Origin of the sequence: Nocardiopsis ganjiahuensis DSM 45031 (assembly GCF_000341085.1) — a bacterium.
In the GTDB taxonomy this organism is placed as follows: Bacteria; Actinomycetota; Actinomycetes; order Streptosporangiales; family Streptosporangiaceae; genus Nocardiopsis; species Nocardiopsis ganjiahuensis.
Genome location: NZ_ANBA01000002.1, coordinates 607,754 through 634,458 on the forward strand (window position 1 = coordinate 607,754; position 26,705 = coordinate 634,458).

General features: G+C 70.4%; 21 protein-coding genes. 12 read left to right on the forward strand and 9 right to left on the reverse strand.

The window, feature by feature from the left end; all coding sequences use genetic code 11:
* Positions 1-57 precede the first annotated feature (57 nt).
* The 6 genes from D458_RS0103330 (at position 58) to D458_RS0103355 (ending at position 8,715) form a co-directional block, all read left to right on the forward strand.
* Positions 58-1,047, forward strand: a complete 990-nt coding sequence (locus D458_RS0103330; protein WP_026118955.1) for a LysR family transcriptional regulator — start codon at positions 58-60, stop codon at positions 1,045-1,047.
* A 288-nt stretch (positions 1,048-1,335) separates the two neighbouring features.
* The gene (locus D458_RS0103335) at positions 1,336-3,111 is read left to right on the forward strand and encodes a glycosyltransferase family protein (protein ID WP_017585308.1); all 1,776 of its coding nucleotides are present in this window, start codon (positions 1,336-1,338) and stop codon (positions 3,109-3,111) included.
* Between the two features lie 520 nt (positions 3,112-3,631).
* Entirely contained in the window at positions 3,632-4,465 is an 834-nt protein-coding gene (locus D458_RS0103340; protein WP_026118956.1) for a hypothetical protein, read from the forward strand.
* 26 nt (positions 4,466-4,491) lie between these two features.
* The gene (locus D458_RS0103345; protein ID WP_017585310.1) at positions 4,492-6,516 is read left to right on the forward strand and encodes a fumarate reductase/succinate dehydrogenase flavoprotein subunit; all 2,025 of its coding nucleotides are present in this window, start codon (positions 4,492-4,494) and stop codon (positions 6,514-6,516) included.
* Entirely contained in the window at positions 6,513-7,343 is an 831-nt protein-coding gene (locus D458_RS32835; RefSeq protein ID WP_017585311.1) for a succinate dehydrogenase/fumarate reductase iron-sulfur subunit, read from the forward strand. Before D458_RS0103345 ends, D458_RS32835 begins: the two co-directional genes overlap by 4 nt.
* Before the next feature lie 244 nt (positions 7,344-7,587).
* Positions 7,588-8,715 carry a hypothetical protein gene (locus tag D458_RS0103355; protein ID WP_017585312.1) on the forward strand — a complete coding sequence of 376 codons (1,128 nt, stop codon included), beginning with the start codon at positions 7,588-7,590 and terminating at the stop codon, positions 8,713-8,715.
* A gap of 122 nt (positions 8,716-8,837) precedes the next feature.
* On the opposite strand, the gene D458_RS0103365 is transcribed toward D458_RS0103355, so the two are convergent.
* The 4 genes from D458_RS0103365 to D458_RS0103380 form a co-directional block, all read right to left on the reverse strand.
* Positions 8,838-9,473 (reverse strand): MBL fold metallo-hydrolase, encoded by a 636-nt coding sequence (locus tag D458_RS0103365; protein ID WP_017585314.1) that lies wholly within the window; start codon positions 9,471-9,473, stop codon positions 8,838-8,840.
* Positions 9,474-9,545: 72 nt separating this feature from the next.
* On the reverse strand, positions 9,546-10,535 hold the full coding sequence (locus D458_RS0103370) for an adenylate/guanylate cyclase domain-containing protein (protein ID WP_017585315.1): 990 nt from the start codon (positions 10,533-10,535) through the stop codon (positions 9,546-9,548).
* Positions 10,536-10,644: 109 nt separating this feature from the next.
* Positions 10,645-11,166 (reverse strand): PH domain-containing protein, encoded by a 522-nt coding sequence (locus D458_RS0103375; protein ID WP_017585316.1) that lies wholly within the window; start codon positions 11,164-11,166, stop codon positions 10,645-10,647.
* Positions 11,167-11,238: 72 nt separating this feature from the next.
* Positions 11,239-12,069 (reverse strand): biotin--[acetyl-CoA-carboxylase] ligase, encoded by an 831-nt coding sequence (locus D458_RS0103380; RefSeq protein ID WP_017585317.1) that lies wholly within the window; start codon positions 12,067-12,069, stop codon positions 11,239-11,241.
* A gap of 117 nt (positions 12,070-12,186) precedes the next feature.
* On the opposite strand from D458_RS0103380, the gene D458_RS32840 reads away from it, so the two are divergent.
* Positions 12,187-12,957, forward strand: coding sequence for a Uma2 family endonuclease (locus tag D458_RS32840; RefSeq protein WP_394296571.1), 771 nt, complete (start codon positions 12,187-12,189; stop codon positions 12,955-12,957).
* A gap of 64 nt (positions 12,958-13,021) precedes the next feature.
* Here D458_RS32840 and D458_RS0103390 read toward each other — a convergent pair whose 3' ends face one another.
* Entirely contained in the window at positions 13,022-15,583 is a 2,562-nt protein-coding gene (locus D458_RS0103390) for a phosphoenolpyruvate carboxylase (protein WP_017585319.1), read from the reverse strand.
* A 346-nt stretch (positions 15,584-15,929) separates the two neighbouring features.
* Here D458_RS0103390 and D458_RS0103400 point away from each other — a divergent pair, with 346 nt between their 5' ends.
* From D458_RS0103400 to D458_RS0103415, 3 genes are all read left to right on the forward strand, one after another.
* A complete protein-coding gene (locus D458_RS0103400) occupies positions 15,930-17,540 on the forward strand; it encodes an acyl-CoA carboxylase subunit beta (RefSeq protein WP_017585321.1) in 1,611 nt (536 codons plus the stop codon).
* Positions 17,537-17,776: an acyl-CoA carboxylase subunit epsilon gene (locus D458_RS0103405; protein WP_017585322.1), complete on the forward strand. Its 240-nt coding sequence runs from the start codon at positions 17,537-17,539 to the stop codon at positions 17,774-17,776. Before D458_RS0103400 ends, D458_RS0103405 begins: the two co-directional genes overlap by 4 nt.
* An 87-nt stretch (positions 17,777-17,863) precedes the next feature.
* The gene (locus tag D458_RS0103415; RefSeq protein ID WP_017585324.1) at positions 17,864-19,633 is read left to right on the forward strand and encodes an acetyl/propionyl/methylcrotonyl-CoA carboxylase subunit alpha; all 1,770 of its coding nucleotides are present in this window, start codon (positions 17,864-17,866) and stop codon (positions 19,631-19,633) included.
* Between the two features lie 56 nt (positions 19,634-19,689).
* Here D458_RS0103415 and D458_RS0103420 read toward each other — a convergent pair whose 3' ends face one another.
* A complete protein-coding gene (locus D458_RS0103420; protein ID WP_017585325.1) occupies positions 19,690-20,301 on the reverse strand; it encodes a Uma2 family endonuclease in 612 nt (203 codons plus the stop codon).
* 535 nt (positions 20,302-20,836) lie between these two features.
* On the opposite strand from D458_RS0103420, the gene D458_RS0103425 reads away from it, so the two are divergent.
* Entirely contained in the window at positions 20,837-22,300 is a 1,464-nt protein-coding gene (locus D458_RS0103425; protein WP_017585326.1) for a dicarboxylate/amino acid:cation symporter, read from the forward strand.
* 211 nt (positions 22,301-22,511) lie between these two features.
* Positions 22,512-23,762 (forward strand): hypothetical protein, encoded by a 1,251-nt coding sequence (locus D458_RS0103430; RefSeq protein WP_017585327.1) that lies wholly within the window; start codon positions 22,512-22,514, stop codon positions 23,760-23,762.
* A 116-nt stretch (positions 23,763-23,878) separates the two neighbouring features.
* Here the strand turns inward: D458_RS0103430 and D458_RS0103435 are convergent, their stop codons facing one another.
* From D458_RS0103435 to D458_RS0103445, 3 genes are all read right to left on the reverse strand, one after another.
* Positions 23,879-24,523 (reverse strand): AAA family ATPase, encoded by a 645-nt coding sequence (locus D458_RS0103435; RefSeq protein ID WP_026118957.1) that lies wholly within the window; start codon positions 24,521-24,523, stop codon positions 23,879-23,881.
* 15 nt (positions 24,524-24,538) lie between these two features.
* Entirely contained in the window at positions 24,539-24,880 is a 342-nt protein-coding gene (locus D458_RS0103440) for a TFIIB-type zinc ribbon-containing protein (protein WP_083936222.1), read from the reverse strand.
* A 141-nt stretch (positions 24,881-25,021) separates the two neighbouring features.
* A complete protein-coding gene (locus tag D458_RS0103445; RefSeq protein ID WP_017585330.1) occupies positions 25,022-26,404 on the reverse strand; it encodes an NAD(P)H-quinone dehydrogenase in 1,383 nt (460 codons plus the stop codon).
* Positions 26,405-26,705 lie beyond the last annotated feature (301 nt).

The following is a 26,705-nucleotide window of genomic DNA, read 5'->3' on the forward strand; positions in this document are numbered from 1 at the left end:
TAAGTCTGACGTCCAAGTCATCGGGACCCTGGTCTCCATAGCCTTAGGCTATGGATCATGCAGTTCCAGCAGCTGGCCTACTTCGTCGCTGTAGCCCGTACTCGCCATTTCACCCGCGCAGCCGAGCTTTCTCGCGTCGCCCAGCCGAGTTTGAGCAAACAGATCCGGAGCCTTGAGCGGGAGTTGGGCGCGCCGTTATTCAGCCGTGCTCGGGGAAACATCACACTCACGCCTGCGGGCGAGGCGCTGCTTCCGCTGGCCCAGCGCATACTGACCGACCTGGAGACCGCCCGCCGGGAGGTCGCCGAGCTCGCCGGGATCCGCCGGGGCCGGGTCCGGCTGGGCGCGACGCCGTCGCTGTGCGCCGGGCTGCTGGCCGATGTGCTCTCGGACTTCCATACCCGGTTCCCCGGAATCGAACTCCACGTGGAGGAGAGCGGTTCCCGCGACCTCATCCGCGACCTGGGCCGGGGGGAGCTGGATCTGGCCCTGATCATCCTGCCGCTGCAGAGCAGCGACCCCGACTTCTCGACCACCCCGATCCTGCGGGAGAACCTGGTGGTGGCGAGCCCGACCTCACGCCCCTCCCCCAACGGACGGGCCTCGATCCGCATCACCGAGCTGGAGAACCGGCCGCTGGTGATGTTCCGGCGGGGCTATGACGTCCGCGAGGCCACGTTGCGGGCCTGCCGCGCCGCCGGGTTCGAGCCGGACCTCGCGGTGGAGGGCGGCGAGATGGACGCCGTGCTGCGCTTCGTGGAGGCGGGTCTGGGCCTGGCGGTGGTGCCGAGCATGGTGCTGCGCAACCGCCCCGGTCTGCGCGGTACGCCGCTGGCGCGGCCCCGGCTGCTGCGCACCGTGGCGCTGGCCCGGCGCAAGGACGTGGAGCCCTCCCACTCGGCGGAGGCCTTCCGCCGCCACCTCAACGAGTACCTGCTGGCCCTGTCGACCGAGGATCTCGGCCCCGACCTGGAGGTGCTCATCTCCGCGGCCGACGCGGGCGACCCGGGCCACGATCACGACCGCGGCCCGGTCCACGAGCGCTGACCGGACCGCGGGAACGGGCGCGGGCACCGCGGGGAAACGGACCCGGCCGGGGCACGGACCCGGGCGCGGACGCCACGGGGAGGCCGACGAGCGGGACCGGTCCGACCTGTGGGCCTCATCCGACATCGACCGTTTCGCACGGCTCTGTCATCGACCCTCCCCCGTACCGCGGTTGCTTCGCCGCGGCACCGGTCTGGGTGACCCTTGATCCCAACCGCCGCCGCCGGCCTTCCCCCACCGGCCCCGCGCGGGAGGCACCCCATCCCCTATGCGGAACGTGGTCGCGTCATGAGACTCAGGTCGTTTTCCCGTAAGCAGGTCGTACTGGTCGCCGTCGCCGCGGCCACCGTCGCCGTCGCCCTCAGCCCGCCCAGGCTGGCCCTGGCCCTGGTCTTCGCAGGGCTCGCCGTCCTCGCCCTGGGAGTGGTGTCCCTGCTGGAGCGGGAGCACCGGCACCTGTCCAGGCAGCTGGAGGAGGCGTGCTCCCGGCTCGACGAGATGTCCCGCGAGCACCGGGAGGAGGCGGGCCTCGCCCGCAAGCGTGACGCGCGGGTCCGCGAGACCATCCAGGAGGCCGCCGACGCCTGCGCGGACCGGACCGTGGAGGGCTGGGCCCGTCGGGAGCACAAGCTCCGCGAAAAAAGCGGGAAGACGGCCCCGACCCCGGCGGAGAAACACCTCGCCAAGGCGCAGGACCTGCTCTGGACCGGGTACAGCTCCCTGGGGATCGACCGGCTCCGCGTCCTGGGCGCGGACGGCGGGGCCGGCCCCGCCGTCCGGGCCGAGGCGCACAAGACCCTGTCCAACTGGCACCGTGCCACGGGCGCGCCCGAGAGCGCCCGGGACCACGCCCACCTGGCCGACCTCGCGGCTCCGCGTGCGGCCCGGGGCGCGTCGGGGGTGCCGTCGCTGTTGACCGCGCGGATCCGGGCGCCCCGGACGGCGCGGCACTTCGACGTGGTGCTGATGTCGGACTTCCGCCTGCCCGGGGGCACCACCGGCAGCAACCTCCAGGAGATCACGGCACAGCGCGACGCGGGGCTGAGCACAGGACTGGTGCACCACCCCGTCCTGCGCGAGAACCACTCCCTCGGGGTCAACCCCAAGATCCTGGCCCAGGTCGACAACGACCGGGTCCGGTTCGTCGCGCCGGACGAACGGGTGACCTGCGACCTGCTCGTGGTCCGCTTCCCCCTGATCGGGCAGCGGCCGCTGGACGTCCTGCCCTCGGTGGAGGCCGCCCGGCGGATCGTGGTCCTCAACCAGACCCCGAACCGGCGCTACGGGGTGGAGTTCGAGAACAACGAGGCGTGGAACGTCGCCCGCTGCGCGGAGGGGTTCACCAGCCTGCTCGGCGAGCACAGCTGGCACCCGATCAGCCCGCGGGTGCGCGAGGCGATGGTCCTGCACCACTCCGCGGAGATGGCGGGGGTCACGCTGGCCGACGAGGACTGGTCGGAGGCCATCGACCTGGGCTCCTGGGCTCGGGAAGGGCTCCGCGCCCCGGACGGCCGGGTGCTGCTCGGCCGCCACTCGGGCGACCAGCGGGGCAAGTGGCCGGAGGACCCGGCGGTGCTGGCCGCCGCCCACCCGGCGCTGCCCGGCTGGGAGACACACGTCCTGGGCGGTGCGAGGGTCCCCGAGCGCGCCCTGGGCCGTCTGCCCGACCATTGGACGGTGCACCCCTTCGACGGGATGGACGTGCGCGACTTCCTCCACGGCCTGGACGCGTACGTCTACTTCACCGGTGAGGGGATGTTGGAGGCCTTCGGCCGGGCCCCGCTGGAGGCGATCGCCGTCGGTCTGCCGACCCTGCTGCCGCACTCCTTCGCCCCCGTGTTCGGGGACGCCGCGATCTACACCGACCCGGAGGGGGTCCGGGCCGAGGTCGAGGCGCTCATGGGAGACGGGGAGCGGTACGCGCGGCAGGTCCGGCGCGGGCACGAGGTGCTGCGCGAGCGGTTCAGCCACCGGGCCCACCTGCGCAGGCTCGCGAACCTGGGGGTCCGGGTCCCGGCGGAGTTCCTGGAGCTGCCCGAAGCCGGTGCCCTGTTGGTTCCCTGAACGACGGCATGGCCCTGGGTCAAACAGTGGCGCAGATCACACTATTTTCCCGGGAGCTGCCCGAACTCCGGGACGTGACCGTGATCACAACGGCCTAGTGTTGCGCAACAGGCCGGTTCGCCGCCCGTCTTGTCCGAGAGTGATCCAACCTTCAGCCCGGAGGTGAATCGGATCCGGTTTGCACAATGCGTTTATGCTTCTACACGCTCCGTGTTGTCGACGGGTGATAACCAAACCCGCCGCTATGTCGCCGCCGGGCAGGCGGAGACGTTAAACGCCTGCGGAGGCCAGGTAAGACCGGAGAACTCGCTTTTCCGGCACCGGCCGGTGAAACAGGAACCAGCTGTCGCCGCGAGGCGCGCAGCGCCACTCGCCCGCAAGGGCGAGTCGGAATCCCCGCCGGTTCACGACGGGGAGGGTGTCAATGCTTCCCGCAGCAATCCAGCACCCGGGAGCGGTCACGGCCACTGAAGGCACGGGGCCGCTCCCCGCTTCCTTGGCCCGCCGCTCTCCACAGGAGGTGGAGACCACGGTGACCTCTACGACCTCTGCACACGACGATCGCCCCGGCGGCGGCCGGGCGCGACTGAACCAGCGGACACTGCGTACCGACCGATGGTGGCTGGGCCCGATTCTGACGACCTTGGGCCTGGCCACCTTTCTCGTCTACGGGGCGGCCCGGGTGTTCCAGCAGGACCACTACTGGGTCGCGGAACACCACTACCTGACCCCCTTCTACTCCCCCTGCCTCGCCGCGCAGTGCGCGCCCGAGGCCTCGCTCTTCGGACGCGTGCCGTGGGAGCTCCCCCCGTTCTTCCCCTACGCCCTGCTCAGCCTGCCGATCCTGCTGCTGTTCCGGGTGACCTGCTACTACTACCGCAAGGCCTACTACCGCTCGATCTGGCAGGCGCCCACCGCGTGCGCCGTGCGCGAGCCGCACCGGAGCTACACCGGCGAGACTCGTCCGCTGATGCTCCCCCAGAACGGCCACCGCTACTTCTTCTACGCCGCCTTCGTGATCACCGTGATCAACACCTGGGACATGCTCGTCCCGTACTTCCACGGCACCGAGGGCGGGTTCGGGATCGGGGTCGGCAACCTGATCATGCTGGTCAACGTGCTGATGCTGTGGGGATACACCCTCAGCTGCCACTCGTGCCGGCACATCATGGGCGGCCGTCTGCGCAGCTTCAGCCGGAACCCGGTGCGCTACTGGGCCTGGACCCGGATCTCCACGCTGAACCACCGGCACATGCTGTTCGGCTGGCTGAGCATCGCGTCGCTGATGACCACCGACGCCTACATCGCCCTGGTCGCCAGTGGCACCATCACCGACCTGCGCATCCTCAACTGAGCACCGGGGAAGGAAGACACATCCACATGCCCCCCACAGCAGAGAACGAGCCCTCGGCGAAGGGTGCTTCCGCAGCGGAGAACGGGATCACCCGGTACAGCTACGACGTCGTGGTGATCGGGGCGGGCGGCGCCGGGCTCCGGGCCGCGATCGCCGCACGCGAGCAGGGCAAACGCACCGCGATCATCTCCAAGTCGCTCTTCGGCAAGGCGCACACGGTCATGGCCGAGGGCGGCGCGGCGGCCGCGCTCGGCAACACCAACGACGCCGACTCGTGGAAGGTGCACTTCCGCGACACCCTGCGCGGCGGCAAGTTCCTCAACGACCCGCGTATGGCCGAACTCCACGCCAGGGAGGCGCCCGAGCGCATCCTGGAACTGGAGTACTGGGGCGCGCTGTTCGACCGCACCGAGGACGGGCGGATCAGCCAGCGCAACTTCGGCGGGCACGAGTACCCCCGGCTCGCCCACGTGGGCGACCGCACCGGGCTGGAGCTCATCCGCACCCTCCAGCAGCGGATCGTGGCGCTCCAGCAGGCCGACGCGGTGGAGTACGGCGACCCCGACGCCCGGCTGAGGGTGTTCGCCGAGACAGCCGTGACCAGTCTGATCCGGGAGAACGCCCCCGTCCCGGGAGGGAGCGGAGCGTCCGAAGCGGGCGATGACGGCGGGCGGATCATCGGTGCCTTCGGCTACCGCAGGGTGGACGGCGGCTTCGTACTGTTCGAGGCGCCCACCGTCGTCCTCGCCACGGGCGGGATCGGCAAGGCCTTCCGCACCACCTCCAACTCCTGGGAGTACACCGGCGACGGGCACGCGCTGGCACTGCGCGCGGGCGCCTCGCTGATCAACATGGAGTTCGTCCAGTTCCACCCCACGGGGATGGTCTGGCCGCCCTCGGTGAAGGGCATCCTCGTCACCGAGTCCGTGCGCGGTGACGGCGGCGTGCTGCGCAACTCCAAGGGCGACCGGTTCATGTTCGACTACGTGCCCGACGTCTTCCGCTCCCAGTACGCGGAGACCGAGGCCGAGGCGGACGGCTGGTACGACGACCCGGCCCACCACCGCAGGCCACCGGAACTGCTGCCCCGCGACGAGGTGGCCCGGGCGATCAACAGCGAGGTGAAGGCGGGGCGGGGCTCCCCGCACGGCGGTGTGTTCCTGGACGTGTCCTCGCGCCTGCCCGCGGAGGAGATCCGGCGGCGGCTGCCGTCCATGCACCACCAGTTCAAGGAGCTGGCGGACGTGGACATCACCGCCGAGCCCATGGAGGTCGGGCCGACCTGCCACTACGTGATGGGCGGGGTGCGGGTGGACGCCGACACCGCCGCCGCGGACGTGCCGGGGCTGTTCGCCGCCGGCGAGGTGGCGGGCGGCATGCACGGTTCCAACCGGTTGGGCGGCAACTCGCTGTCGGACCTGTTGGTGTTCGGCCGCCGGGCCGGGCTGGGTGCCGCCGCCTACGTGGACGCGCTCGGCGACGCGAGCCCCGGGGCCGGGGCGCTGGACCGGGCTGCCGCCGAGGCGGTGAACTCGTCGCTGGCCCCGCTCAAACAGGGCGCCGGGGAGAATCCGTACACGGTCCACTCCGAGCTCCAGGACACCATGAACGACCTGGTCGGGATCATCCGCAAGGGTCCGGAGGTGCAGCGGGCCCTGGAACGGCTGGCCGAGCTCTCCGACCGGGTGGACCTGCTCAGCGCCCCCGGGGACCGTGTGTACAACCCCGGCTGGCACCTGGCGCTGGCCCTGCCCAACATGCTCCTGGTGTCCGAGGCCGTGGCCCGTGCCGCCCTGGAGCGCACCGAGTCACGCGGCGGACACACCCGGGACGACCATCCGGAGATGTCGGCCGAGTGGCGGCGGGTGAACCTGTCCGTGCGGGCCGTGGACGGCCGGGTGGAGCTGGAGCGGCGTCCGGTCGCGGACATCCCGGAAGAGCTGCTCGAGCTCTTCGACCGGGACGAGCTGGCCAAGTACCTGACCAAGGAGGAGCTTCCCGGGAACGGGAGCCCCGACGAGGAGGAACCCCCCGAGGAGGGCACGTCATGAGCGAACGGACGTTCCGGGTGTGGCGCGGCGCGGACGACGGCGAGCTGACCGAGTACCGGGTGGAGGTGAACGAGGGCGAGGTCGTCCTGGACGTGCTGCACCGCCTCCAGGCCACGCAGACGCCTGACATGGCGGTGCGGTGGAACTGCAAGGCGGGCAAGTGCGGCTCGTGCTCGGTGGAGATCAACGGCCTGCCGAGGCTGTCCTGCATGACCCGGATGAGCGTGTTCGAGGAGGACGAGGTCGTCACGGTGACACCCATGCGCACCTTCCCGGTGGTGCGGGACCTGGTGTGCGACGTGTCGTACAACTACGCCAAGGCCAGGGAGATCCCGTCGTTCACCCCGGACCCGAAGACGTCGCCGGGCGACTTCCGGATGCGGCAGGCGGACGTGGAACGCTCCCAGGAGTTCCGCAAGTGCATCGAGTGCTTCCTGTGCAACAACGTGTGCCACGTGATCCGCGACCACGAGGAGAACAAGGAGCACTTCTCGGGGCCGCGGTTCCTCATGCGGGTCGCGGAGCTGGAGATGCACCCGGAGGACACCGCGGACCGGCGCAGGACGGCGCAGGAGGAGTTCGGGCTGGGCTACTGCAACATCACCAAGTGCTGCACGGAGGTGTGCCCCGAGGGCATCCGCATCACCGACAACGCCCTGATCCCGCTCAAGGAGCGCGTGGTCGACCGCAAGTACGACCCGCTGGTGTGGCTGGGTTCCAAGATCGGGATGCGCCCCAGGGACACCCCGATCGCGCCGAACATCCGCCGCGCGGAGGGCGGAGGCGCAGAGGGCGGAGGCGCAGAGGGCGGAGGCGCAGAGGAATAGCGGCCGGGAAGGGCTGAGGTCCGGGGCGGCGGGGGATATCCCCCGCCGCCCTCACGTGCGCCTTCTTTGTTACCCAGAATCACAGGAAAGCCTTTTTGTGGGCTTTTCATGCGGATGAGGGGAATTCTCGACTTCGTCGTGGGGCCGGTATAGCTTTGCCGTTCCGACGCCGGTGCCGCCCGTCCCCGAGCCCCGGCCGGACGGGCGACGACGACCGGATCGGGGCACTGGTGAGGGACGTGGCATGGCCGGGGAGCACAGCCTCAAGAACCACTTCGACGGCGCGGCCGCACGGATGCTCGGCGAGTCGATCCGCCGGGTGCATCCGGGGTTCGACGTCGAGGGGTACGCGGCCGAGGTCGGGCGGCGGGTGGGGCCGCTGGAACTCAAGGCGCGGGTCCTGGTGATGGCGGAGGGGCTGCGCGACCGCCTCCCCGAGCACTACCCGGACGCCGTCGGCGTCCTGGTGGCCTCCCTCGAACCGGACGCGGCGCTGGGCGAGGGCGGCGGTATGTACAACGAGGGCTTCCACCTGATGGCGGTGGCCCGGTTCGTGGAGGAGTTCGGGCTGGACCACCCGGAGGCCTCGCTGCCCGCGCTGGTGGAGATCACCAAGCGCCACACCGGTGAGTTCGCGGTCAGGCCGTTCGTGCAGAGGCACTACGAGCCCACCATGGCGATGGTGCGGGCGTGCGCCGTCGATCCCGACCCCAACGTGCGCCGGTTCGCCAGCGAGGGCATCCGCCCCCGGCTGCCCTGGGCACGCAGGCTCCCGGGGTTCGTCGCCGATCCCGGTCCGGTGCTGGCCGTTCTGGAGCTGCTGCGCAGCGATCCGTCGAAGTTCGTGCGCACCTCGGTGGCGAACAACCTGAACGACATCTCCCGTGAGCACCCGGGGGTGGTCCTGGACCTGGCCGAGCGGTGGACGGCAGAGAGTCCGACCCCGGAGACGGCGTGGACGGTCCGGCACGCGCTGCGCACCCTGGTGAAGCAGGGCGACCAGCGGGCCCTGGCGTTGCTGGGGGCCACGGGCGGCGAGCACGTGGCGGCGGAGGGGATGACCGTGTCCCCGGAGGTCGTGGAGCTGGGCGGGGCCCTGGTGGTCCGGGTGGACCTGGTCAACACCGACGGGCGACCGCACACGGTGGTCGTGGACTACGTGGTGCATCACGTGCGGGCGAACGGCGGCCGGAGCCCGAAGGTGTTCAAGTGGACGAAGGTCGAACTGTGCGCCGGGGAGCGGCGGACACTGGAGAAGAAGCACGCCGTGCGCCCGATCAGCACGCGGTCCTACTACCCGGGTGAGCACCTGGTGGAGGTCCAGGTGAACGGGTTGGTGAAGGCCGCGGCCGGGTTCGGGCTACGGACCTGAGCGGTCCGCGGCCCGGTGCTCCCGGTGGTCGAGGTGGAAGGGCCCACCGGTCCCGCCGGGGTCCCAGCCGAGGGTGAGCGCTCGGCGGACCGCCCCGGCCACCCGCTCGGGGGAGGCCGGGGTCAGAAGCCGCGGCTGGACCACTCGTCCAGGTGGGCGGCTGCTTCGGCGACGGTGGTGGACTCACCGTGGCCGGGGTGGACGACGGTGTCGCCGGGCAGGGTGGCGAGCTGGTCGCGGATGGAGGCGATGATCGTCGGGAAGTCGGAGACGGGCTGGCCGGTGGCGCCGGGACCGTCCGGGAAGAGGGTGTCGCCGCTGAAGACCACACCGAGTTCGGGCGCGTGGAAGGACACGCTGCCGGGGGTGTGGCCCGGGGTGTGCAGAACGTTGAGCTCCGTGTCTCCGGCGCGCAGGACCTCACCGTGGAGGAGGGGGGCGTCGGGTTCGCGGTAGGGGTAGACCTGGTGCCAGAGCCCGGCGTCGTCGGGGTGGAGCAGGATCGGGCAGTCCGTGAGGTCGGCCAGGGCCACGGCGGCGTTGATGTGGTCGCTGTGGCCGTGGGTGCACACGATCGCCATGAGCTCACGGTCGCCCAGGCCCCGGGCGATGCGCTCGTGGTCGTGGGCGGCGTCGATGACCACCGCGCTGTCGTCGTTGCCGATGATCCACACGTTGTTCTCGACGTCGGACTCGGCGCCCTCGATGCTGAAGATTCCCGAGGTACGCAGCCGCTGGACGGGGGACAGGGAACTCACAGGCTCACCACCTGACATCTCGTGGGGCAGGAGCTCCGAGCCTATCCCGACGGGTCTGCGCACACACGCTTATCAGCCGGCGTCGAAGTCGCGGCGCAGGGCGTAGGGCTGGATGAGGCCGAGGCCGTGCGCGTGCCGGGCGCGGACCTTGACCACTTGGAGCCCTTCTTCGTCGGTGAGGCTCTCGGCGAGCGCGTCGTCGATGAGCACGGTGCCGGGCCGGGCGAAGGAGGTGAGTCTGCTGGATCGGTTGACGGTGGTGCCGAAGACGTCCCCGTGCAGGGTGAGCACCGGACCGTAGGCCACGCCGACGCGGACGTCGGGGACCTCCACGTGGGTCTTCACCCCGGAGGCCAGGCGCAGGGCGATGTCCGCCGCCTGGAGGGGCGAGTCCGCGACGTAGAGGACCTCGTCGCCGAGGGTCTTGACGACCCGGCCGCCGCCGGAGGCGACGATGTCGGCGGCGGTCGCCTCGAAGCCCTCCACGACCCCGGCGAGCTCGACCTCGTCGAGTTCACGGCTGAGGGTGGTGAAGGAGACCAGGTCGGCGAAGCCCACGATCAGCGGGTAGTAGTTCGGGACGGTGTCGTTGCCGTTGGACATCACGGCGAGGGTGCGCGACGTGGAGGCGGCGAGCTGGCGGCGCCAGATGTGCAGGAGCAGGCGCTCCACGTCCGGCAGCAGCTCCTTGACCTGGTTCATCAGCGGACTGGCCGCGGAGTCGTCGTTGCCGTCCTTGAAGAGGAGGGTGCTCAGGATGCTGGTCTGCCAGTCGGCCAGGCGGGCCATGGTCTGCCCCATGGCGCGGGCGAAGCGGACCACGCCCTCCTCGTCGAGGAGGCCCTCCTTGAGGAGGGAGTTGGTGATGCGCAACGCCTCGACGTCGCTCTCGGCGAAGATGATCGAGTCGTCGCCCAGGGTGGGGAATCCCAGGGCGCGCCAGACGCGGCCGGCCAGCTCGGGATCGGCTTCGGCGAGCTCGACCGCCTGTTCCCTGGTGTAGACCGCCTCACCACCGAGCAGGACGGACTCGATCGCTTTCGGGTCAGGACGCGACGGCATACGTTCTCTTTCACGGGACCTTCCCCGCCGGGGCGGGGAGCAATCTCATTGTCACCGGCCCGGGGGCGCGATGTTGGATGCGCCTCCAGCTTACGCCGGAGACGGTGGATCAGCTCTGCGGATCGGTCGGTTGCACCGGCCGCTGGGCCTCGTTGACCTGGCGGTAGATCTCCGACTGGAACCACTGGGGTCTGGGCACCCGCTGGAGGACCATACCCTCCTGCTCTGATGCCGACTGAACCGACAACGTTCCGTACCGCATGATCCGTTCCCAGAGCGTGATGTTGAAGGAGACATCGTTGACCCTGGTCAGTGGCATGTCCCGGCCCTGCTTGGAGATGATGCCGTCGCGCATCATCAGCCGCCGGTTGGTGAGGATGTAGACCGTGGTCGCCCACTTGAGCATGGGGACGAACCAGAAGACCAGGGCGGCGACGACGCCGACAGCCACCACCACTCCTCCGGCGATCAGGCTCCAGTCCTCGTTCCAGGGCATGAAGAAGAGGGCGGTGCCCACGACGCCGGCGATCAGGAGGAGTGCGACGAACTCTCCCGCGAGGAGGGTCCAGTGCTGACGTGCGACGTAGACGAGTTCTTCGTCGTCGGAGAGATAACGGTCCGCGATAGCCATAACGGTGATAATGGCACAGGGCGCCCGAGTCCGGGAGTGGCGGGAAACCGCCTGTGGACAACGGTTCCGGAGTCATCCGCCGGGGCGGACGTGCACGACGTCCCCCGCGCTGAGCGCACGTCCCCCGACGAGGAGCCGGGCTTGGGCGTCGACCCCGGTCGCGGTGCCCTCCAGGAGCTTGCCGTCGGGCAGATGCACCCGGACCGGGCGCCCGATCGTCACGCAGGCCTCCCGGTACTCCGCGGCCAGCCCGCTGGCCTCGGCGTCTCCCCCGGCCCCGGTCCATGCGGCGTAGCGCTCCTCGAACCCGTCGAGGACGGCCGCGAGCAGCGCGCCCCGGTCGGTCCCGGGCGCGCCCTCGGCCCGCAGCGAGGTCGCGGTCTCCACGGGGAGTTCATCGCGGGTCTGCGCGACGTTCAGACCCATGCCCACCACGACCCCCGGGTGCCCGGGGTCGGAGAAGTCGGCCTCGGCGAGGATCCCGGCGAGCTTTCCGTCGCCCTGCTCTCCGGGGACGAGCACGTCGTTGGGCCACTTCAGCGCGGCCTCGATCCCGCTGACCTCGCGCACGGCGGCGACGGCGGCCACACCCATGAGCCCGGACAGCCACCCGAGACCTCCCGGCGGCACGGTGGGCCGCACCAGGAGGGAGAAGGTGAGCGCGACCCCGGCGGGGGTGGTGAACCCGCGCCCCAGGCGGCCCTTCCCCGCGGTCTGGTGCTCGGTGACCAGCACGGTGCCCTCGGGCGCCCCGCCCTTGGAGCGGGCGACGAGGTCGGTGTTGGTGGACCCGGCCTCGGGCACCACCTCCACGCTCCGCCACAGCCCGCCGGGACGGATGACGGCGGACACGATCGCGGACCGGTCCAGAGGAGGGAGTTCGTTGCTGCGCGCGCTGGTCATGGGCCCATTACAACAGCCCCGAAATCGTCTGTGGACAACCCGCCGGGCCGGATGTGCCCCGGTTAAGCTGATCCCAGCACATCGGTGATCGTGTCTAGCTACTTTGAGTAGCCGGAGGTGCGACAGTTGACCATCGCAGCAACAAAGACGGCCGAGCACGAGCCGTCCCACTGGGAAGTCGTGCTGCGCGCCTGGGAAGAACTCGACCTGCCCGAAGGCTGGCGAGCCGAGATCATCGAAGGCGACATCACCATCACACTGCTGTCAGAGGTGGCGGAATCCATGAGTATCGCGGAAGCGGAAGAGCTCGGCATACCGTCCCACTGGGAAGTCGTGCTGCGCGCCTGGGAAGAACTCGACCTGCCCGAAGGCTGGCGAGCCGAGATCATCGAAGGCGACATCAAGATCATGACTCCCCCCTCCCTCGAACACGGCCACATCGTGACCCTGATCCACAAGTGGCTCGTTCTGGAGTGCCACCGTGAGGGAAGCGGAATCGGTGGGGCAGAGGTTTACCAGAACGTCGGAGTACGGGTACCGCTTCGGAGCGGTCTGTACATCCCCGATCTGATGGTGTTGCCCGAATCAGTGCTGAGCTCCGCCCCCGAGCAATTGATCAGGGATGCGATTCTCGTAGTCGAGGTGACCTCCAAGAGCACGGCTCAGAAGGATCGCAAGCCCAAGCTGTGGGGCTACGCGCATGCTGAGGTCCCCCTGTACCTCCTGGTGGATCGTTGGGACCCTGACAGCGCCAAAGGTGAGGTGACCCTGTTCTCAGCCCCTGAGGATGGGCGCTACACACGGAGTGTCCGTGCTCCCTTCGGCGAGGGGATCGAACTCCCCTCTCCCTTCGACCTCATGATCGACACCGGCGCTTTCCCGGTCTGATCATCCATGAGCGCGGGCCCCGCACCTGCGGAGAGGTGCGGGGCCCGGGTTTCGCCGAGGGGGGTCAGCCGGTGTTCTGCAGGCCGGCGGCGACTCCGTTGACGGAGAGCAGGAGCAGGCGCTCCAGGTGCTGGCCGTCCTCTTCGGAGAGCGAGTCCGACTCCTCGCCGCGCAGGGCCTCCAGGGCCCGGAGCTGGAGGTGGCTGAGCGCGTCCACGTAGGGGTTGCGCAGGTCCACGGCGCGGGAGAGGATCGCGCGGTTCTCCAGCAGGCGGCTGTGGCCGGTCACCTTGAGGACGAGCTCGCGGGTCAGGTCGTACTCGCGCAGGACCGTCTCGGTGAGTTCGGGCCGCCCGCCGAGGGCGAGGTAGCGCTCGGCGATGGTCCGGTCGGTCTTGGCCAGGCTCATCTCCGCGTTGTCCAGCAGCGAGGCGAACAGCGGCCACTCGCGGTAGGCCGCCTGCAGGACCGGCAGGTCCGCGACGGCGGCCAGGCCCGTGCCCAGGCCGAACCAGCCGGGCAGGTTGACCCTGGTCTGGGTCCAGGCGAACACCCACGGGATGGCCCGCAGGTCGCCGAGGCCCTTGGCTGCGCTGCGGCGGGAGGGGCGCGAGCCCAGGCGGAGCTCGCCGAGCTCCTCCAGAGGGCTGACCCGGGAGAACCAGACGGCGAAGTCCTCGGTGTTGATCAGGTCCAGGTAGGCCTGCTGGGCCTCGGCCGCGACGGTGTCGGCGTAGGGGCGGTAGCGCTCGGCGGCGGTGCGCTCGCGGTCCTGGACCGATTCGGTGGAGGCCATCAGGACGGCGTGGCCGACCTGCTCGATGTGGCGGCGGCCGATGGCGGCCTGACCGTAGCGGGCGAAGATGACCTCGCCCTGCTCGGTGACCTTGAACCGGCCGTTCACCGAACCCGGGGCCTGGGCGAGCAGGGCGCGGCTGGCCGGACCGCCGCCGCGGCCGAGGGAGCCGCCCCGGCCGTGGAAGAGGGTCAGGCGCACGTCGTTCTCGCCGGCCCACGCGGACAGCCGGGCCTGGGCGTCGTACAGGCGCAGGGTGGCGCTGACCGGACCGACGTCCTTGGCGGAGTCGCTGTAGCCGAGCATGACCTCCACGCGGCGGTCGTTGTCGGCCAGGCGCCGGCGCACCGGCGCGAGTTCGAGCATCCCGGCCAGCACCCCGGGCGAGGCCTCCAGGTCGGCGCCGGTCTCGAAGAGCGGGATGACGTCCAGGACCGGCACGCGCTTGGGCGGCAGGGCGTAGGTGGCCAGCTTGTAGACGGCCTCGATGTCCTCGGCCGAGCGGGTGAAGCTGACGATGTAGCGGCGGCAGGCCTCCACACCGAAGCGCTCCTGGATCCAGGACACCGTCCGGATGGTGTCGAGGACCTCCTCGGTGCGCTCCGAGAGGGGTCCGCCGGACTCCAGTTCGGCGAGCGCGGCGGCGTGGACCTCGCTGTGCTGGCGGATCTCCAGCTCGGCGAGGTGGAAGCCGAAGGTCTCGGCCTGCCAGACCAGGTGCTGGAGGTCCCCGTAGGCCTGGCGGTGGGCGCCCGCGGCGGCCAGTGAGCCCTGGACCAGGCGCAGGTCGGCGAGGAAGGCCTCGGCGCCCGTGTAGGCGAGGTCGGCGTCGCGTTCCCGGGTGGCGCGCAGACGCGCGGTGGCCAGGAGCAGGAACTGGCGGTGGGGCTCGTTGGGCGAGCGCTGGGTGATCTCACCCATCAGCGCGGGCTGCCCGGCCTTGGCCTCGGAGATCGCGTCCAGCAGCGCAGGGCTGGCCGGGGTGAGGTTGGAGTAGGCGGTGAGGGTGCGGGCGATCCGGCCGCAGGCGGTCTCCAGGCCGCGCAGGATGTGCTCGGACTGGATGGTCATCGCCTCGCGGGTCACCTCGTGGGTGACGAAGGGGTTGCCGTCCCGGTCGCCGCCGATCCAGGTGCCGTAGCGGACGAAGGGTGTGGCGCGGGGCGGCCGGGTGCCGGTGCCCTCGGGGTCGATGGCGGTGTCGAGCGTCCGGTAGACCTCCGGGACGATCGCGAAGATCGTCTCGTCGAAGGCGGCCAGGGCGGTGCGCACCTCGTCGAGCGGGTTGAGCTTGGTGTAGCGCAGCTGTGAGGTGCGCCAGAGCAGGTCGATCTCCTCCAGCAGGCGGCGGTGCGCCTCGGCGGCGGCGCTGCTGCCCTCGTGGGAGGTGTGCCAGGCCTCCAGCTGGGCGCTGATCCGCAGGATGGAGGTGGACACGGCGCGGCGCCGGGCCTCGGTGGGGTGGGCGGTGAGCACCGGGTGGAACTCCATGCCCTCGACCAGTTCGGCCAGGCGCTCCTCGCCGCCCTCGCTCTCCCGGACGGCGCGCACGGCGGCGGCCAGGGACTCGCGGGGCGGGTTCGCGGCGTCGTCGCGTTCGCGCAGGGCGCGCATGCGCTGGTGTTCCTCGGCCAGGTTGGCCAGGTGGAAGTAGACCGTGAACGCGCGGGCGACCTGCTTGGCGCGTTCCAGCGGCCAGGCGCCGACGATCTCGGTGATCTCCTCGGTGGTGACGACGCCGTCCCGGGCGCCGATCACCGCGTGTCGGAGTTTCTCGACATCGGCGAGCAGGTCCTCGCCGCCGCTTTCGGCGAGGACCGTTCCGAGCATCTCGCCGAGCAGCTTGACGTCATTCCTGAGCTGTTCGGGGACTTCTTGCCGGGCACTGTCGCGTTCTGCGCTTACCGCTGTCATAGGGCCGACCTTACAGAGATCACGCCTGGCGGCGTGTGTGCGGGGGTGGATTTCGGGGGTTTCGCCTTGACGTTAACAATTGTTGCCGAACGGGTTCAATTCACAATGCCTCACGCTTTTCCGGGGTTTCCGGACACCTTTTACACCCCCGCGACCCCCGGGGGCGCTCTCTCGACACTCGGGCACGTCAGGCCGAACCTACTGACGAGTAACACGGGCCGGGTGACGGCGGGCGAGACCTCCGGAGCTAACCTGAGCAGTTATGGCCACCGAAGCCCCTGAACCGCTGTCCGCGGCTGAGATCGACATCCACACGACCGCGGGCAAGCTCGCCGACCTGCAGCGACGCAGGTACGAAGCCGTGCACGCCGGGTCCGAGCGAGCCGTCGAGAAACAGCACGCCAAAGGCAAGATGACCGCCCGTGAGCGGATCGACGCACTGCTCGATCCGGGCTCGTTCGTCGAGTTCGACGCGCTGGCCCGACACCGCTCGACCAACTTCGGCCTGGACGCCAACCGCCCCTACGGGGACGGCGTCGTGACCGGCCACGGAACCGTCGACGGCCGTCCCGTCGCCGTGTTCAGCCAGGACGTCACCGTCTTCGGCGGCTCCCTGGGCGAGGTCTACGGTGAGAAGATCTGTAAGGTCCTCGACCACGCCCTCACGAACGGGTGCCCCGTCGTGGGCATCAACGAGGGCGGCGGCGCGCGCATCCAGGAGGGTGTGGTCGCGCTGGGCCTGTACGCGGAGATCTTCAAGCGCAACACCCACGCTTCCGGTGTCATCCCGCAGATCTCCCTGATCATGGGCGCCACCGCGGGCGGGCACGTCTACTCACCGGCCCTCACCGACTTCGTCGTGATGGTCGACGAGACCTCCCAGATGTTCATCACCGGCCCCGACGTCATCAAGACCGTCACCGGCGAGGACGTCTCCATGGAGGAGCTGGGCGGCGCCAACACGCACGCCAGCAAGTCGGGGGTGGCCCACTACCGGGGCGCCGACGAGCAGGACGCCATCGACTACGTCAAGGCCCTGCTGTCGCACCTGCCCGACAACAACCTCGAGGAGGCCCCGCGACTGGCCCCCGAGGACGACCCCGGCGACGAGCTCACCGACACCGACCTGGCACTGGACGCCTTCATCCCGGACTCGGCCAACCAGCCGTACGACATCAAGCAGGTCATCGAGTCGGTCCTGGACGACGGTGACTTCCTCGAGGTCCACCCGCAGTTCGCCACCAACATCGTGGTCGGTTACGGCCGGGTGGACGGCCGGTCCGTGGGAGTGGTCGCCAACCAGCCCATGAGCTTCGCGGGCTGCCTGGACATCGACGCCTCCGAGAAGGCCGCCCGGTTCGTGCGCACCTGCGACGCGTTCAACGTCCCGGTGCTGACCTTCGTGGACGTGCCCGGCTTCCTGCCCGGCACCGACCAGGAGTGGGACGGCATCATCCGCAGGGGCGCCAAGCTCCTGTACGCCTACGCCGAGGCCACCGTCCCGCTGATCACCGTGATCACCCGCAAGGCCTTCGGCGGCGCCTACGACGTGATGGGCTCCAAGCACCTGGGCGCCGACGTCAACCTGGCCTGGCCCACCGCGCAGATCGCGGTCATGGGCGCCCAGGGCGCGGTCAACATCCTGCACCGGCGCACCCTCGCCGCGGCCGACGACGTCGAGGCCGAGCGGGCCCGGCTGGTCGGAGAGTACGAGGACACCCTCCTGAACCCGTACTCGGCGGCCGAACGCGGTTACGTGGACGGGGTCATCCTGCCCTCCGAGACCCGTGTGCAGGTCACCAAGGCGCTCAAGGCGCTGCGCAACAAGCGCAAGCAGCTGCCGCCCAAGAAGCACGGGAACATCCCGCTGTGAGCGCGCCGAACCAGCCCTCGGCGGGGGAACCGCACCTGGTCGTGGTGCGCGGCGAGCCCACCGAGGAGGAGATCGCCGTGCTCACCGCCGTGCTCACCGCCCGTGCGGCGGCCGCCCGTGCCGCCGCCGGGGCCCCCGGACCCGAGCGGCCCGCCTCCGGGTGGCGGGACCGCTCACGCGGTATGCGCACCCCGTTGCGTCCGGGCCCCGGCGCCTGGCGCATGAGCACGAGATGACCTCTGACGTGCTCTCCCGTTTCCTAGACTCTTCGTCGAGCGGTCGGCGCGTGACCCGCTCCACGCTCCAGCTGGAGGATTTCCACCGTGCGTAAAGTACTGATCGCCAACCGCGGCGAGATCGCCGTGCGGATCGCCCGCGCCTGTCGTGACGCCGGGATCGGCAGCGTCGCCGTCTACGCCGAACCCGACCTGGACGCCCTGCACGTCAAGGTCGCCGACGAGGCCCACAGCCTGGGCGGCTCCACGCCGGCCGACTCCTACCTGGACATCGGCAAGCTCCTGGCCGTCGCGGCGGCCTCCGGCGCGGACGCGGTCCACCCCGGCTACGGCTTCCTCGCCGAGAACGCCGACTTCGCCCAGGCCGTCATCGACGCCGGACTGACCTGGATCGGTCCGCCCCCGGCCGCGATCACCGCGCTCGGCGACAAGGTCCAGGCCCGCCACATCGCGCAGAAGGTCGGCGCGCCCCTGGTGGCGGGCACCGCCGATCCGGTGGAGTCCGCCGAGGAGGTGGTGGCCTTCGCCGCCGAGCACGGGCTGCCGATCGCGATCAAGGCGGCCTTCGGCGGCGGAGGGCGCGGCCTCAAGGTGGCCTACACCCTGGAGGAGGTGCCCGACGCCTACGAGTCCGCGGTCCGCGAGGCGGTGACCGCGTTCGGGCGCGGTGAGTGCTTCGTCGAGCGCTACCTCGACAAGCCGCGGCACGTGGAGACGCAGTGCCTGGCCGATGCCCACGGCAACGTCGTGGTGGTCTCCACCCGCGACTGCTCCCTGCAGCGCCGCCACCAGAAGCTGGTGGAGGAGGCCCCGGCGCCGTTCCTGTCCGCCGACCAGATGGAGCGCCTGTACGCCTCCTCCAAGGCCATCCTCAAAGAAGCGGGCTATGTGGGCGCGGGCACCTGCGAGTTCCTCGTCGGTGTGGACGGCACCATCTCCTTCCTGGAGGTCAACACCCGCCTGCAGGTCGAGCACCCGGTGTCCGAGGAGGTCACCGGCATCGACCTGGTCCGCGAGATGTTCCGCGTCGCCGACGGCGAGGAGCTGGGATACGGCGACCCCCAGGTGCGCGGGCACTCCTTCGAGTTCCGGATCAACGCCGAGGACGCGGGGCGGGGCTTCATGCCCGCCCCCGGGACCATCACCGCCCTCAACCTGCCCGGCGGCCCGGGCGTGCGGGTGGACACCGGCTGCGAGGCCGGGTTCACCGTCCCGCAGGCCTTCGACTCGATGGTCGCCAAGCTGATCGTGACCGGCCGGACCCGCACCGAGGCGCTGCAGCGCTCGCGCCGCGCCCTGGCCGAGTTCGAGGTCGGCGGCATGCCCACGGTGATCCCGTTCCACCAGGCCGTGGTGACCGACGCGGCGTTCGCCCCCGCCGACCCGGAGCAGGCCTTCGGGGTGTACACGCGGTGGATCGAGACCGAGTTCGACAACCGGATCGAGCCCTGGTCGGGGCAGGGGGGCGACGCCGATACACCCGAGCGCGAGACCGTGACCGTGGAGGTGGGCGGCAAGCGCATCGACGTCGTCCTGCCCGCCTCCCTGGGTGTGTCCGCCGCCCCGGCCGCCGGCAACGGTGGCGGCAGGAAGAAGCGCGCCTCCCGCAAGGGCGGGGGCGGGGCCGCGGCCGTCAGCGGTGACGCGCTGGTCTCGCCGATGCAGGGCACCGTGGTCAAGGTCGTGGCCGCCGAGGGCCAGCAGGTCGCCGAGGGCGAGACCGTGGTGGTCATCGAGGCCATGAAGATGGAGCAGCCGCTGACCGCCCACAGGGCCGGGACGGTGACCGGCCTCAAGGTCGCCCCGGGCGAGACCGTGGGCAACGGCGCCGTCGTCTGCGACATCAAGGACGCCTGAGCACGAGTTCGTTCGCCACGAAGGGGCACCGCCGACCTCCGGCGGCGCCCCTTCGTTCAACGGCGGCGGAGACCGGCGAGGTCGATCTCGATATCGACGGGCACCGTGGTCTTGAGCACCTCACGATGGATCGAGGGCCTGCCGTAGCGACCGCTGGCCGGATCCAGCTCATGGACGTAGACCACCGCCTCGTCCCCGTCCTGTTCCACTCGCCAGAAGTGCGGGATACCAGCACGGGCGTAGAGCTCCGGTTTGCGTTCCCTGTCCCGGATCTCCGACTCCGGCGAGACGACCTCCACGGCCAGCTGCACCGCCGCGGGGGGAACCCAGGTCTGGTCGAACCCGTCCAGGACATCGGTCCGCACCAGCAGCAGGTCCGGCTCCGGGCGCTGTCTTTCGGCCAGTTTGACCGAGAACTCCCGTGCCACCAACAGGTGTTCGGGGACCTGTCGGTCGAGTTCTCGCTCCAGCAGTTTGAGGACGAGCATGTGGAACAGTTTCTGAGGGCTCCCCAGGACGACGCTTCCGTCGATGAGTTCGGTGTGCGGCGGAAGATCCGGGATACGGTCCAGGTCGTCAGCGGTGTACCCCTCCGGCGGAGGCTGGAGCAGGAACCACTGGTCCGCCCTGGAGGAGACCGGCTTCCCTGCCACGGTGGGAGCGGACATGCCACTGCCTCCGGTCGTCGGATCGTGCTCGTCGCCCACCGTAGCCACCCCTGCCCCCCTGCAATGGTGCTTTCCACGGATTGTCTCACTCCGTCTCACCCGGCACCCGTGGGTGTTCCCCAGCCGCTTCGGTTGACTCCGGCACCGCCCCCGGACAGCTCCCAGGGGTGATCCTCGTCGCGTCCGGGAGCGGGAAGAGCCTGTGTGGCGGGCACTCCGACCAACCGTTCCGCAGAGGACGACCGGTTGTGTATGGAAAAGACCAGCAAACCGGGCTATTGTTCTCGATTGTGACGAACATCTGGGGACTGACGCGAAGGTGGCACATCGACCTGTGCCGCTTCGACAGCCACGCGTGTAGCTAGGTCCACGCGCGCCCGTGCCTTCCGCCGGGCAGCGCGCCGCTCACCCTTCCCAGGTCACCTCTTCTCGGTGATTCCGACCCATCCCCTGCGCCGAGCTCCCGCGGCCCGCCTCGCCGACCCGTGACGTCGCACGTGTGCGCCCGGCCACCCATATCTGGAGTCTTCCTTCCGTGTCCGAGCAGACCACAGCTCCCAGACGCAAGCTGCGTTTCCCGTTCGCCGCCCAGGTCCTCGCCGGCCTGGTACTCGGCATCGTCTTCGGTGTCATCGCCGTTCAGATCGGCCCGGTGGGCGACGGTGAGCCCAACTGGCTCGCGGTCACCCTCGAGACCATCGGCTCGACCTTCGTGGCGCTGCTGCGCACGATCGTGCCGCCGCTGATCGTCCTCGCCGTCATCTCCTCCATCGCCAACCTGCGCAACGTCGCCAACGCCGCCCGGCTGGCGTGGAAGACGCTGCTCTGGTTCGCCGTCACCGCGCTGGTCTCGGTGGCCATCGCGATCGCCATCGGCCTGACCCTGCGCCCCGGCCTGAACAGCGCCGTGGACGAGGCCACCGCGGCGGAGCCCTCCAGCACCGGCTCCTGGCTGGCCTTCATCGAGAGCATCGTCCCGGCCAACTTCCTGGGCCTGGCAGCGAACACCTCCGCGGCCGACGACGGCTCCCTGAGCACGTCGCTGTCGTTCAACGTGCTCCAGCTGATCGTGATCGCCGTGGTCCTGGGCATCGCGGCCGTGAAGGTCGGCAAGGCCGCCGAGCCCTTCATCAAGTTCACCTCCTCCACCCTGGAGGTCGTGCTCAAGGCCCTGTGGTGGGTCATCCGCCTCGCCCCGATCGGCACCGTGGGCCTGCTGGGCAACGCCGTCTACAGCTACGGCTGGACCACCATCGGCGCGCTCGGGCAGTTCACCTTCGCGATCTACCTCGGCCTGGCCCTGGTGCTGTTCGTCGTCTACCCGGTGGTCGCCCGCCTCAACGGGCTGTCCCCGATGAAGTACTTCACCGGTGTGTGGCCCGCCGTACAGCTCGGTTTCGTGTCGCGCTCCTCGCTGGGCACCCTGCCCGTCACCCAGCGCGTCGCCGAGCAGAACCTCGGTGTGCCCCGCCACTACTCCGCCTTCGCGGTCCCCTTCGGCGCCACCACCAAGATGGACGGCTGCGCCGCGATCTACCCGGCGATCTCGGCGATCTTCGTCGCCCAGTTCTTCGGCATCGACCTGGGGATCACCGACTACCTGCTGATCGTGTTCGTCTCGGTGATCGGCTCCGCGGCCACCGCGGGCACCACCGGCGCGACCGTCATGCTGACCCTGACCCTGTCCACCCTGGGCCTGCCCCTGGAGGGCGTGGGCCTGCTGCTGGCCGTCGACCCGATCCTGGACATGGGCCGCACCGCCACGAACGTGGCCGGCCAGGCGCTGATCCCGGCGATCGTCGCCAAGCGCGAGGGCATCCTAGACGTGACCCGCTACCACGCCCCCCGCGGCACCAGCGGCTTCGTGCCGCTGGACGAGCCCGGCACCCTCTCCGCCGAGGAGGCCGCCGCCGAGCGCGCGGCCGCCGGGGACACGGAGGACGGGTCCGCGGACGGATCCTCCGGGGCCGACCTCGCCGAATCGGGCGCCAGGAGCTAGTCACAGCGCACGTACCGACCACGGGGCCCGCCGAGACTCTTTCGGCGGGCCCCGTCGTGTCCGCGGTGGAAGCCGACCCGGAACACGCCGGGCGTCCGGGAGATGTCGGGCACGGGGGGTTGGCCTCGGGAACTGTGGCGGCCTCCTGTTCGTCCCTGTGGTTGAGGGAGGCGAGAGGAACGACATGTTGCGCCGCTTGGTAACACCCACAGTGCTGGCCGCCGGACTCGCGACGGGGATGGTGACCGCCGTCGCGGTGCCCGCCGCAGCCGACACCCAGATCGAACCGCCGCAGACACAGGACATCGTCGCGGAACTGGAGAACGACGGGGTCTTCGTCGACCCGTCGATCGACGTGATCCCCGACGCGGACGAGGCCGCGTTGGAGGCCGCCTCAGCGGGCGCGGACACACCCGTCTACTACGTGGTCCTGCCGTCGGAGGCGGCCACCTCCGAGGCCGGTGTGAACGCCTTGATGGAACCGGTCATGGCCGAGGTCGGTGACGGGGCCTACGGCGTCCTCGGCGGAAGCGACCACTTCTACGTGACCTCCCCCAACCTGGACGACACCGAGGCGATCAGGGAGATCGCCCTCAACGAGGGCGTCAACCCGATCGACACCCTCGCCGCGGTGCCCGAGGCCGTCCGGACCAGCGAGACCGCCAGTGAGACCCCGGCCGGGGGCGGCGGTTCCGCCCTGGTGCTGCTCGCCGTCCTCGTGCTGGTCGCCGCGGCCGGCGGCTGGTACGTCTACAACAGCCGCAAGAAGCGCGAGGCCGAGAAGGCCAAGCAGCTCCAGGAGATCAAGCAGATGGCCACCGAGGACGTCGTCCGCCTCGGTGAGGACGTCGCCCGCCTGGAGATCGACCTGTCCGCGGTGGACGACGCCACCCGCGAGGACTACTCGCGGGCCATGGACTCCTACGACCAGGCCAAGTCCCTGCTGGACACCATCCAGGAACCCGAGCAGGTCAAGATGGTGACCGGCGCGCTGGAGGACGGCCGCTACTACATGACCGCCACCCGGGCCCGGATGAACGGCGACCCGGTGCCCGCGCGGCGCGGTCCCTGTTTCTTCAACCCGCAGCACGGGCCGTCCAGCGAGGACGTCACCTGGGCCCCGCCCGGCGGCTCGCCCCGGTCGGTCACCGCGTGCCCGGTCTGCGCCCAGGCGGTGCGCACCGGCGGGCAGCCGGACGTGCGCATGGTCGAGGTCGACGGTGAGCGCCGTCCGTACTACGACGCCGGTCCGGCCTACTCGCCCTACGCCGGCGGCTACTTCGGCATGAACATGATGTCGGGCATGTTCATGGGCATGATGATGGGCTCCATGATGGGGTCGATGATGGGCGGCGGCATGATGGGCGCCGGCGAGGACATGGGCGACGGGGGCGACCTCGGCGGCGGTGACTTCGGTGACGGCGGAGGCGACTTCGGGGACTTCGGGGGCTTCGACTTCTAGCCGGGACCCGCGGGAACCCACCACCGGATCCGTACAGGAGAGAGGGCCCCGGGGCAGCTGCCCCGGGGCCCTCTCCATGCCTGTTCGGAGCCCGTCTCCCGGCCCCGGTCCTGTGGTCAGGCCCCGGCGCCGGCGTCCGCGCGGATGTTCTCGGCCCACCGCTGGATCGTCTCGGCGGTCTCCGCCGGCGCGGACTCGGTGGTGTCGAGCAGGGTGACCGGCGGCCGGAGCCTCCCGGCCTCGGTGTTCAACCAGTCCTGGTGTTCCAGCGTCTCGGTGATCCTGTCCTCGTCCCAGCCCCGCCAGGCGGGACGCGACCTCAGCCGGGCGGCGAGGGCACCGGGTTCGCAGGTGAGCGCGAGGTAGTGGATCCGTGAGAACAGGGCCCGCTCGGGCAGGTGCTCCAGTTCCGGCGGGGCCACGGTCCCGCACAGGACGACGGGCCGACCGCTCTGCTGCACCATGGCGGCGGTGCGCAGCCAGGTGGAGCGGAACAGGCGGTGGTCGTCGGCGGGGTCGCGCAGTCCGCCCACCCAGAGCAGGTCCTGTTCGAGCACGACGAACCGCTCCCCGAGCCGGTCCAGGAGCTCCCGGGCCACCGTGGACTTCCCGGTGCCGCTGGGTCCGGTCACGCACAGGAGCGGGAGCCGCAGGAAGGGACGGGTGAGGCCGCAGGAGGCGCAGCGCAGCAGGTGCGCGCCGGCTCCGGTGTCCGGGTTCCCGTCCCATTCCCCGCAGCGTGTACAGATCAGCGGGTGCACGGCCATGCCTCGGGGCTAGTCGAAGAGCTGTTCCAGGAAGCCCTTGCGCCGGCGGCGGTAGGGGCGGGGCGAGTCCCGGTAACCGCTGTAACCGGGCGGGGAGTCCCGGTAACCGCCGTAGCCGGGCGGAGAGTCCGGGTAGGCGCGCTGCTGCCCCCGGTGCTGCTGACCCGGGTAGGGCGGCGGTACCTGCGGGTCGGGGGGCGGAGCGGCCCCGTAGTGGCGTTGCTCTGCGGCGACGACGCGCTCCAGTTCGCCGCGGTCCAGGAAGATCCCCTGGCAGCCGTCACACCGTTCGATGTGGACGCCCTGGCGGTCGAAGGTACGCATCTGGTTTTGGCACTTCGGACAGATCACCCCGGAAAACTACGCGCGGCGCTGTCAAGAACGGATAAGGGGCCGGAACCCGTGTGCCACTCAGGCATCACCTGGCCACACGCGCACCGCGTGTCCGCTTCCGGCCCCGGCCCCCGCCACGCGGGAGCCGGGCGCGGGGAACTACTCCGGGGAGGCCAGCATGAGGGAGCGCGCGGCCTCGGTGACGCTGCCGGAGAGCGACGGGTACACCGAGAAGGTGTGCGCGAGGTCGTCGACGGTCAGGCGCTGCTGGACCGCGATGGACACGCCCAGGATGAGCTCGCTGGCGCGCGGTCCGACGATGACGCCGCCGAGGACGATGCCGGTGTGCTGGCGGCAGATGAGCTTGACGAAGCCGTCCGTGACCTCGTTCATCTTGGCGCGCGGGTTGGTGTTCAGCGGCAGGGTGACCGTGCGGCCGTCGATCCGGCCGCTGCGCACGTCGTCCTCGCTGGCACCGACGGAGGCCAGCTCGGGGTGGGTGAACACGGTGGAGGCGACGGTGGACAGCTGCAGCGGGGACACGGCCTCGCCGAGGGCGTGCCACATGGCGATGCGGCCCTGCATGGCGGCCACCGAGGCCAGCATGTTCACGCCGGTGCAGTCACCCGCGGCGTAGACGCCGGGGACGGTGGTCCGGGAGACCCGGTCGACCTCGACGAACCCGCCCTTGCCCAGCCGGACCCCGGCCTCCTCCAGGCCCAGGCCCTCGGTGTTGGGGATCATGCCGACGGTCATCAGACAGTGGCTGCCGTCGACGGTGCGGCCGTCGGAGAGGGTCACCCGGACCCCGTCCTCGGTGCGCACGACCGACTCGGCGCGGGTCTGGCTGAGGACCTTCATACCGCCGCGCATGAAGACCTCCTCCAGCACCTCGGCGGCGTCGGAGTCCTGCGTGGGCATGACCAGCTCACGGGAGGAGACCAGCGTCACGTTGGAACCGAGGGCCTGGTAGGCGCTGGCGAACTCGGCACCGGTGACACCGGAACCGACCACGATCAGCTCCTCCGGCAGCTCCTCCAGGTCGTAGAGGTGGCGCCAGGTCAGGATGCGCTCGCCGTCGGGCTTGGCGGTGGGCAGCTCACGGGGGTGGGCGCCCGTGGCGATGAGGACCACGTCGGCGCGGATGCGGCGCTCGCCCACGGCGACGATGTGCGGGTCGACCAGTCGGGCCTCCCCGATGACGACCTCGACGCCCTCCCTGATCAGGCGGGCGCGGGTGTCGTCGGACTGGGCCTGCGCCAGGCGTTTGATCCGCGAGTTGATCTGGTCGACGTCGACCTCGACGGAGGTCTTGTCCTCGGCGGCCTCGGGGATGTGGATGCCCAGGCTGCCTGACTCACGTACGTACGTGGTGCGGGTGGATGTGGCGATCAGGCTCTTGGAGGGGACACAGTCGGTGAGGACGCAGGCGCCGCCGATACCGTCGCGCTCCACCACAGTCACGTCCGCGCCGAGCTGCGCGGCGACCAACGCCGGCTCATAGCCCCCGGGCCCGCCACCGATGATCACGACCTTCGTCACGCTGCTTCACTCCCTCTGCGGGCGATGCGGCACACCCGTTCCCGGTCCGGGGCGATATTCGGGCATGGCAGGGCACCACCTGGTTTTATCGCTTCCTCCCATTGTCGGCCATGCCGGCTGTCGAAAACCGCAGGCACCCCGGACAAGGGCCCCGGGAAGCGCGGGGAGTGGCTCGTCGGAACCCATGCCGACCTCGTCGAATGCGACGAAGGACACGTGAACCGGACCACTGGGGTCACCCAAGGTGACGCGTACATTCCGCCCTCCGGACACTCTGCGTTGCGTTCCGGAACGATCTGAC

Excerpts from the sequence above, each read along its gene's own strand:
- D458_RS0103330 (WP_026118955.1), top strand. The coding sequence starts at position 58 with ATGCAGTTCCAGCAGCTGGCCTACTTCGTCGCTGTAGCCCGTACTCGC.
- D458_RS0103335 (WP_017585308.1), top strand. The coding sequence starts at position 1,336 with ATGAGACTCAGGTCGTTTTCCCGTAAGCAGGTCGTACTGGTCGCCGTC.
- D458_RS0103345 (WP_017585310.1), top strand. The coding sequence starts at position 4,492 with ATGCCCCCCACAGCAGAGAACGAGCCCTCGGCGAAGGGTGCTTCCGCA.
- D458_RS32835 (WP_017585311.1), top strand. The coding sequence starts at position 6,513 with ATGAGCGAACGGACGTTCCGGGTGTGGCGCGGCGCGGACGACGGCGAG.
- D458_RS0103355 (WP_017585312.1), top strand. The coding sequence starts at position 7,588 with ATGGCCGGGGAGCACAGCCTCAAGAACCACTTCGACGGCGCGGCCGCA.
- D458_RS0103370 (WP_017585315.1), bottom strand. The coding sequence starts at position 10,535 with ATGCCGTCGCGTCCTGACCCGAAAGCGATCGAGTCCGTCCTGCTCGGT.
- D458_RS0103375 (WP_017585316.1), bottom strand. The coding sequence starts at position 11,166 with ATGGCTATCGCGGACCGTTATCTCTCCGACGACGAAGAACTCGTCTAC.
- D458_RS0103380 (WP_017585317.1), bottom strand. The coding sequence starts at position 12,069 with ATGACCAGCGCGCGCAGCAACGAACTCCCTCCTCTGGACCGGTCCGCG.
- D458_RS0103390 (WP_017585319.1), bottom strand. The coding sequence starts at position 15,583 with ATGCTCGGAACGGTCCTCGCCGAAAGCGGCGGCGAGGACCTGCTCGCC.
- D458_RS0103400 (WP_017585321.1), top strand. The coding sequence starts at position 15,930 with ATGGCCACCGAAGCCCCTGAACCGCTGTCCGCGGCTGAGATCGACATC.
- D458_RS0103420 (WP_017585325.1), bottom strand. The coding sequence starts at position 20,301 with ATGTCCGCTCCCACCGTGGCAGGGAAGCCGGTCTCCTCCAGGGCGGAC.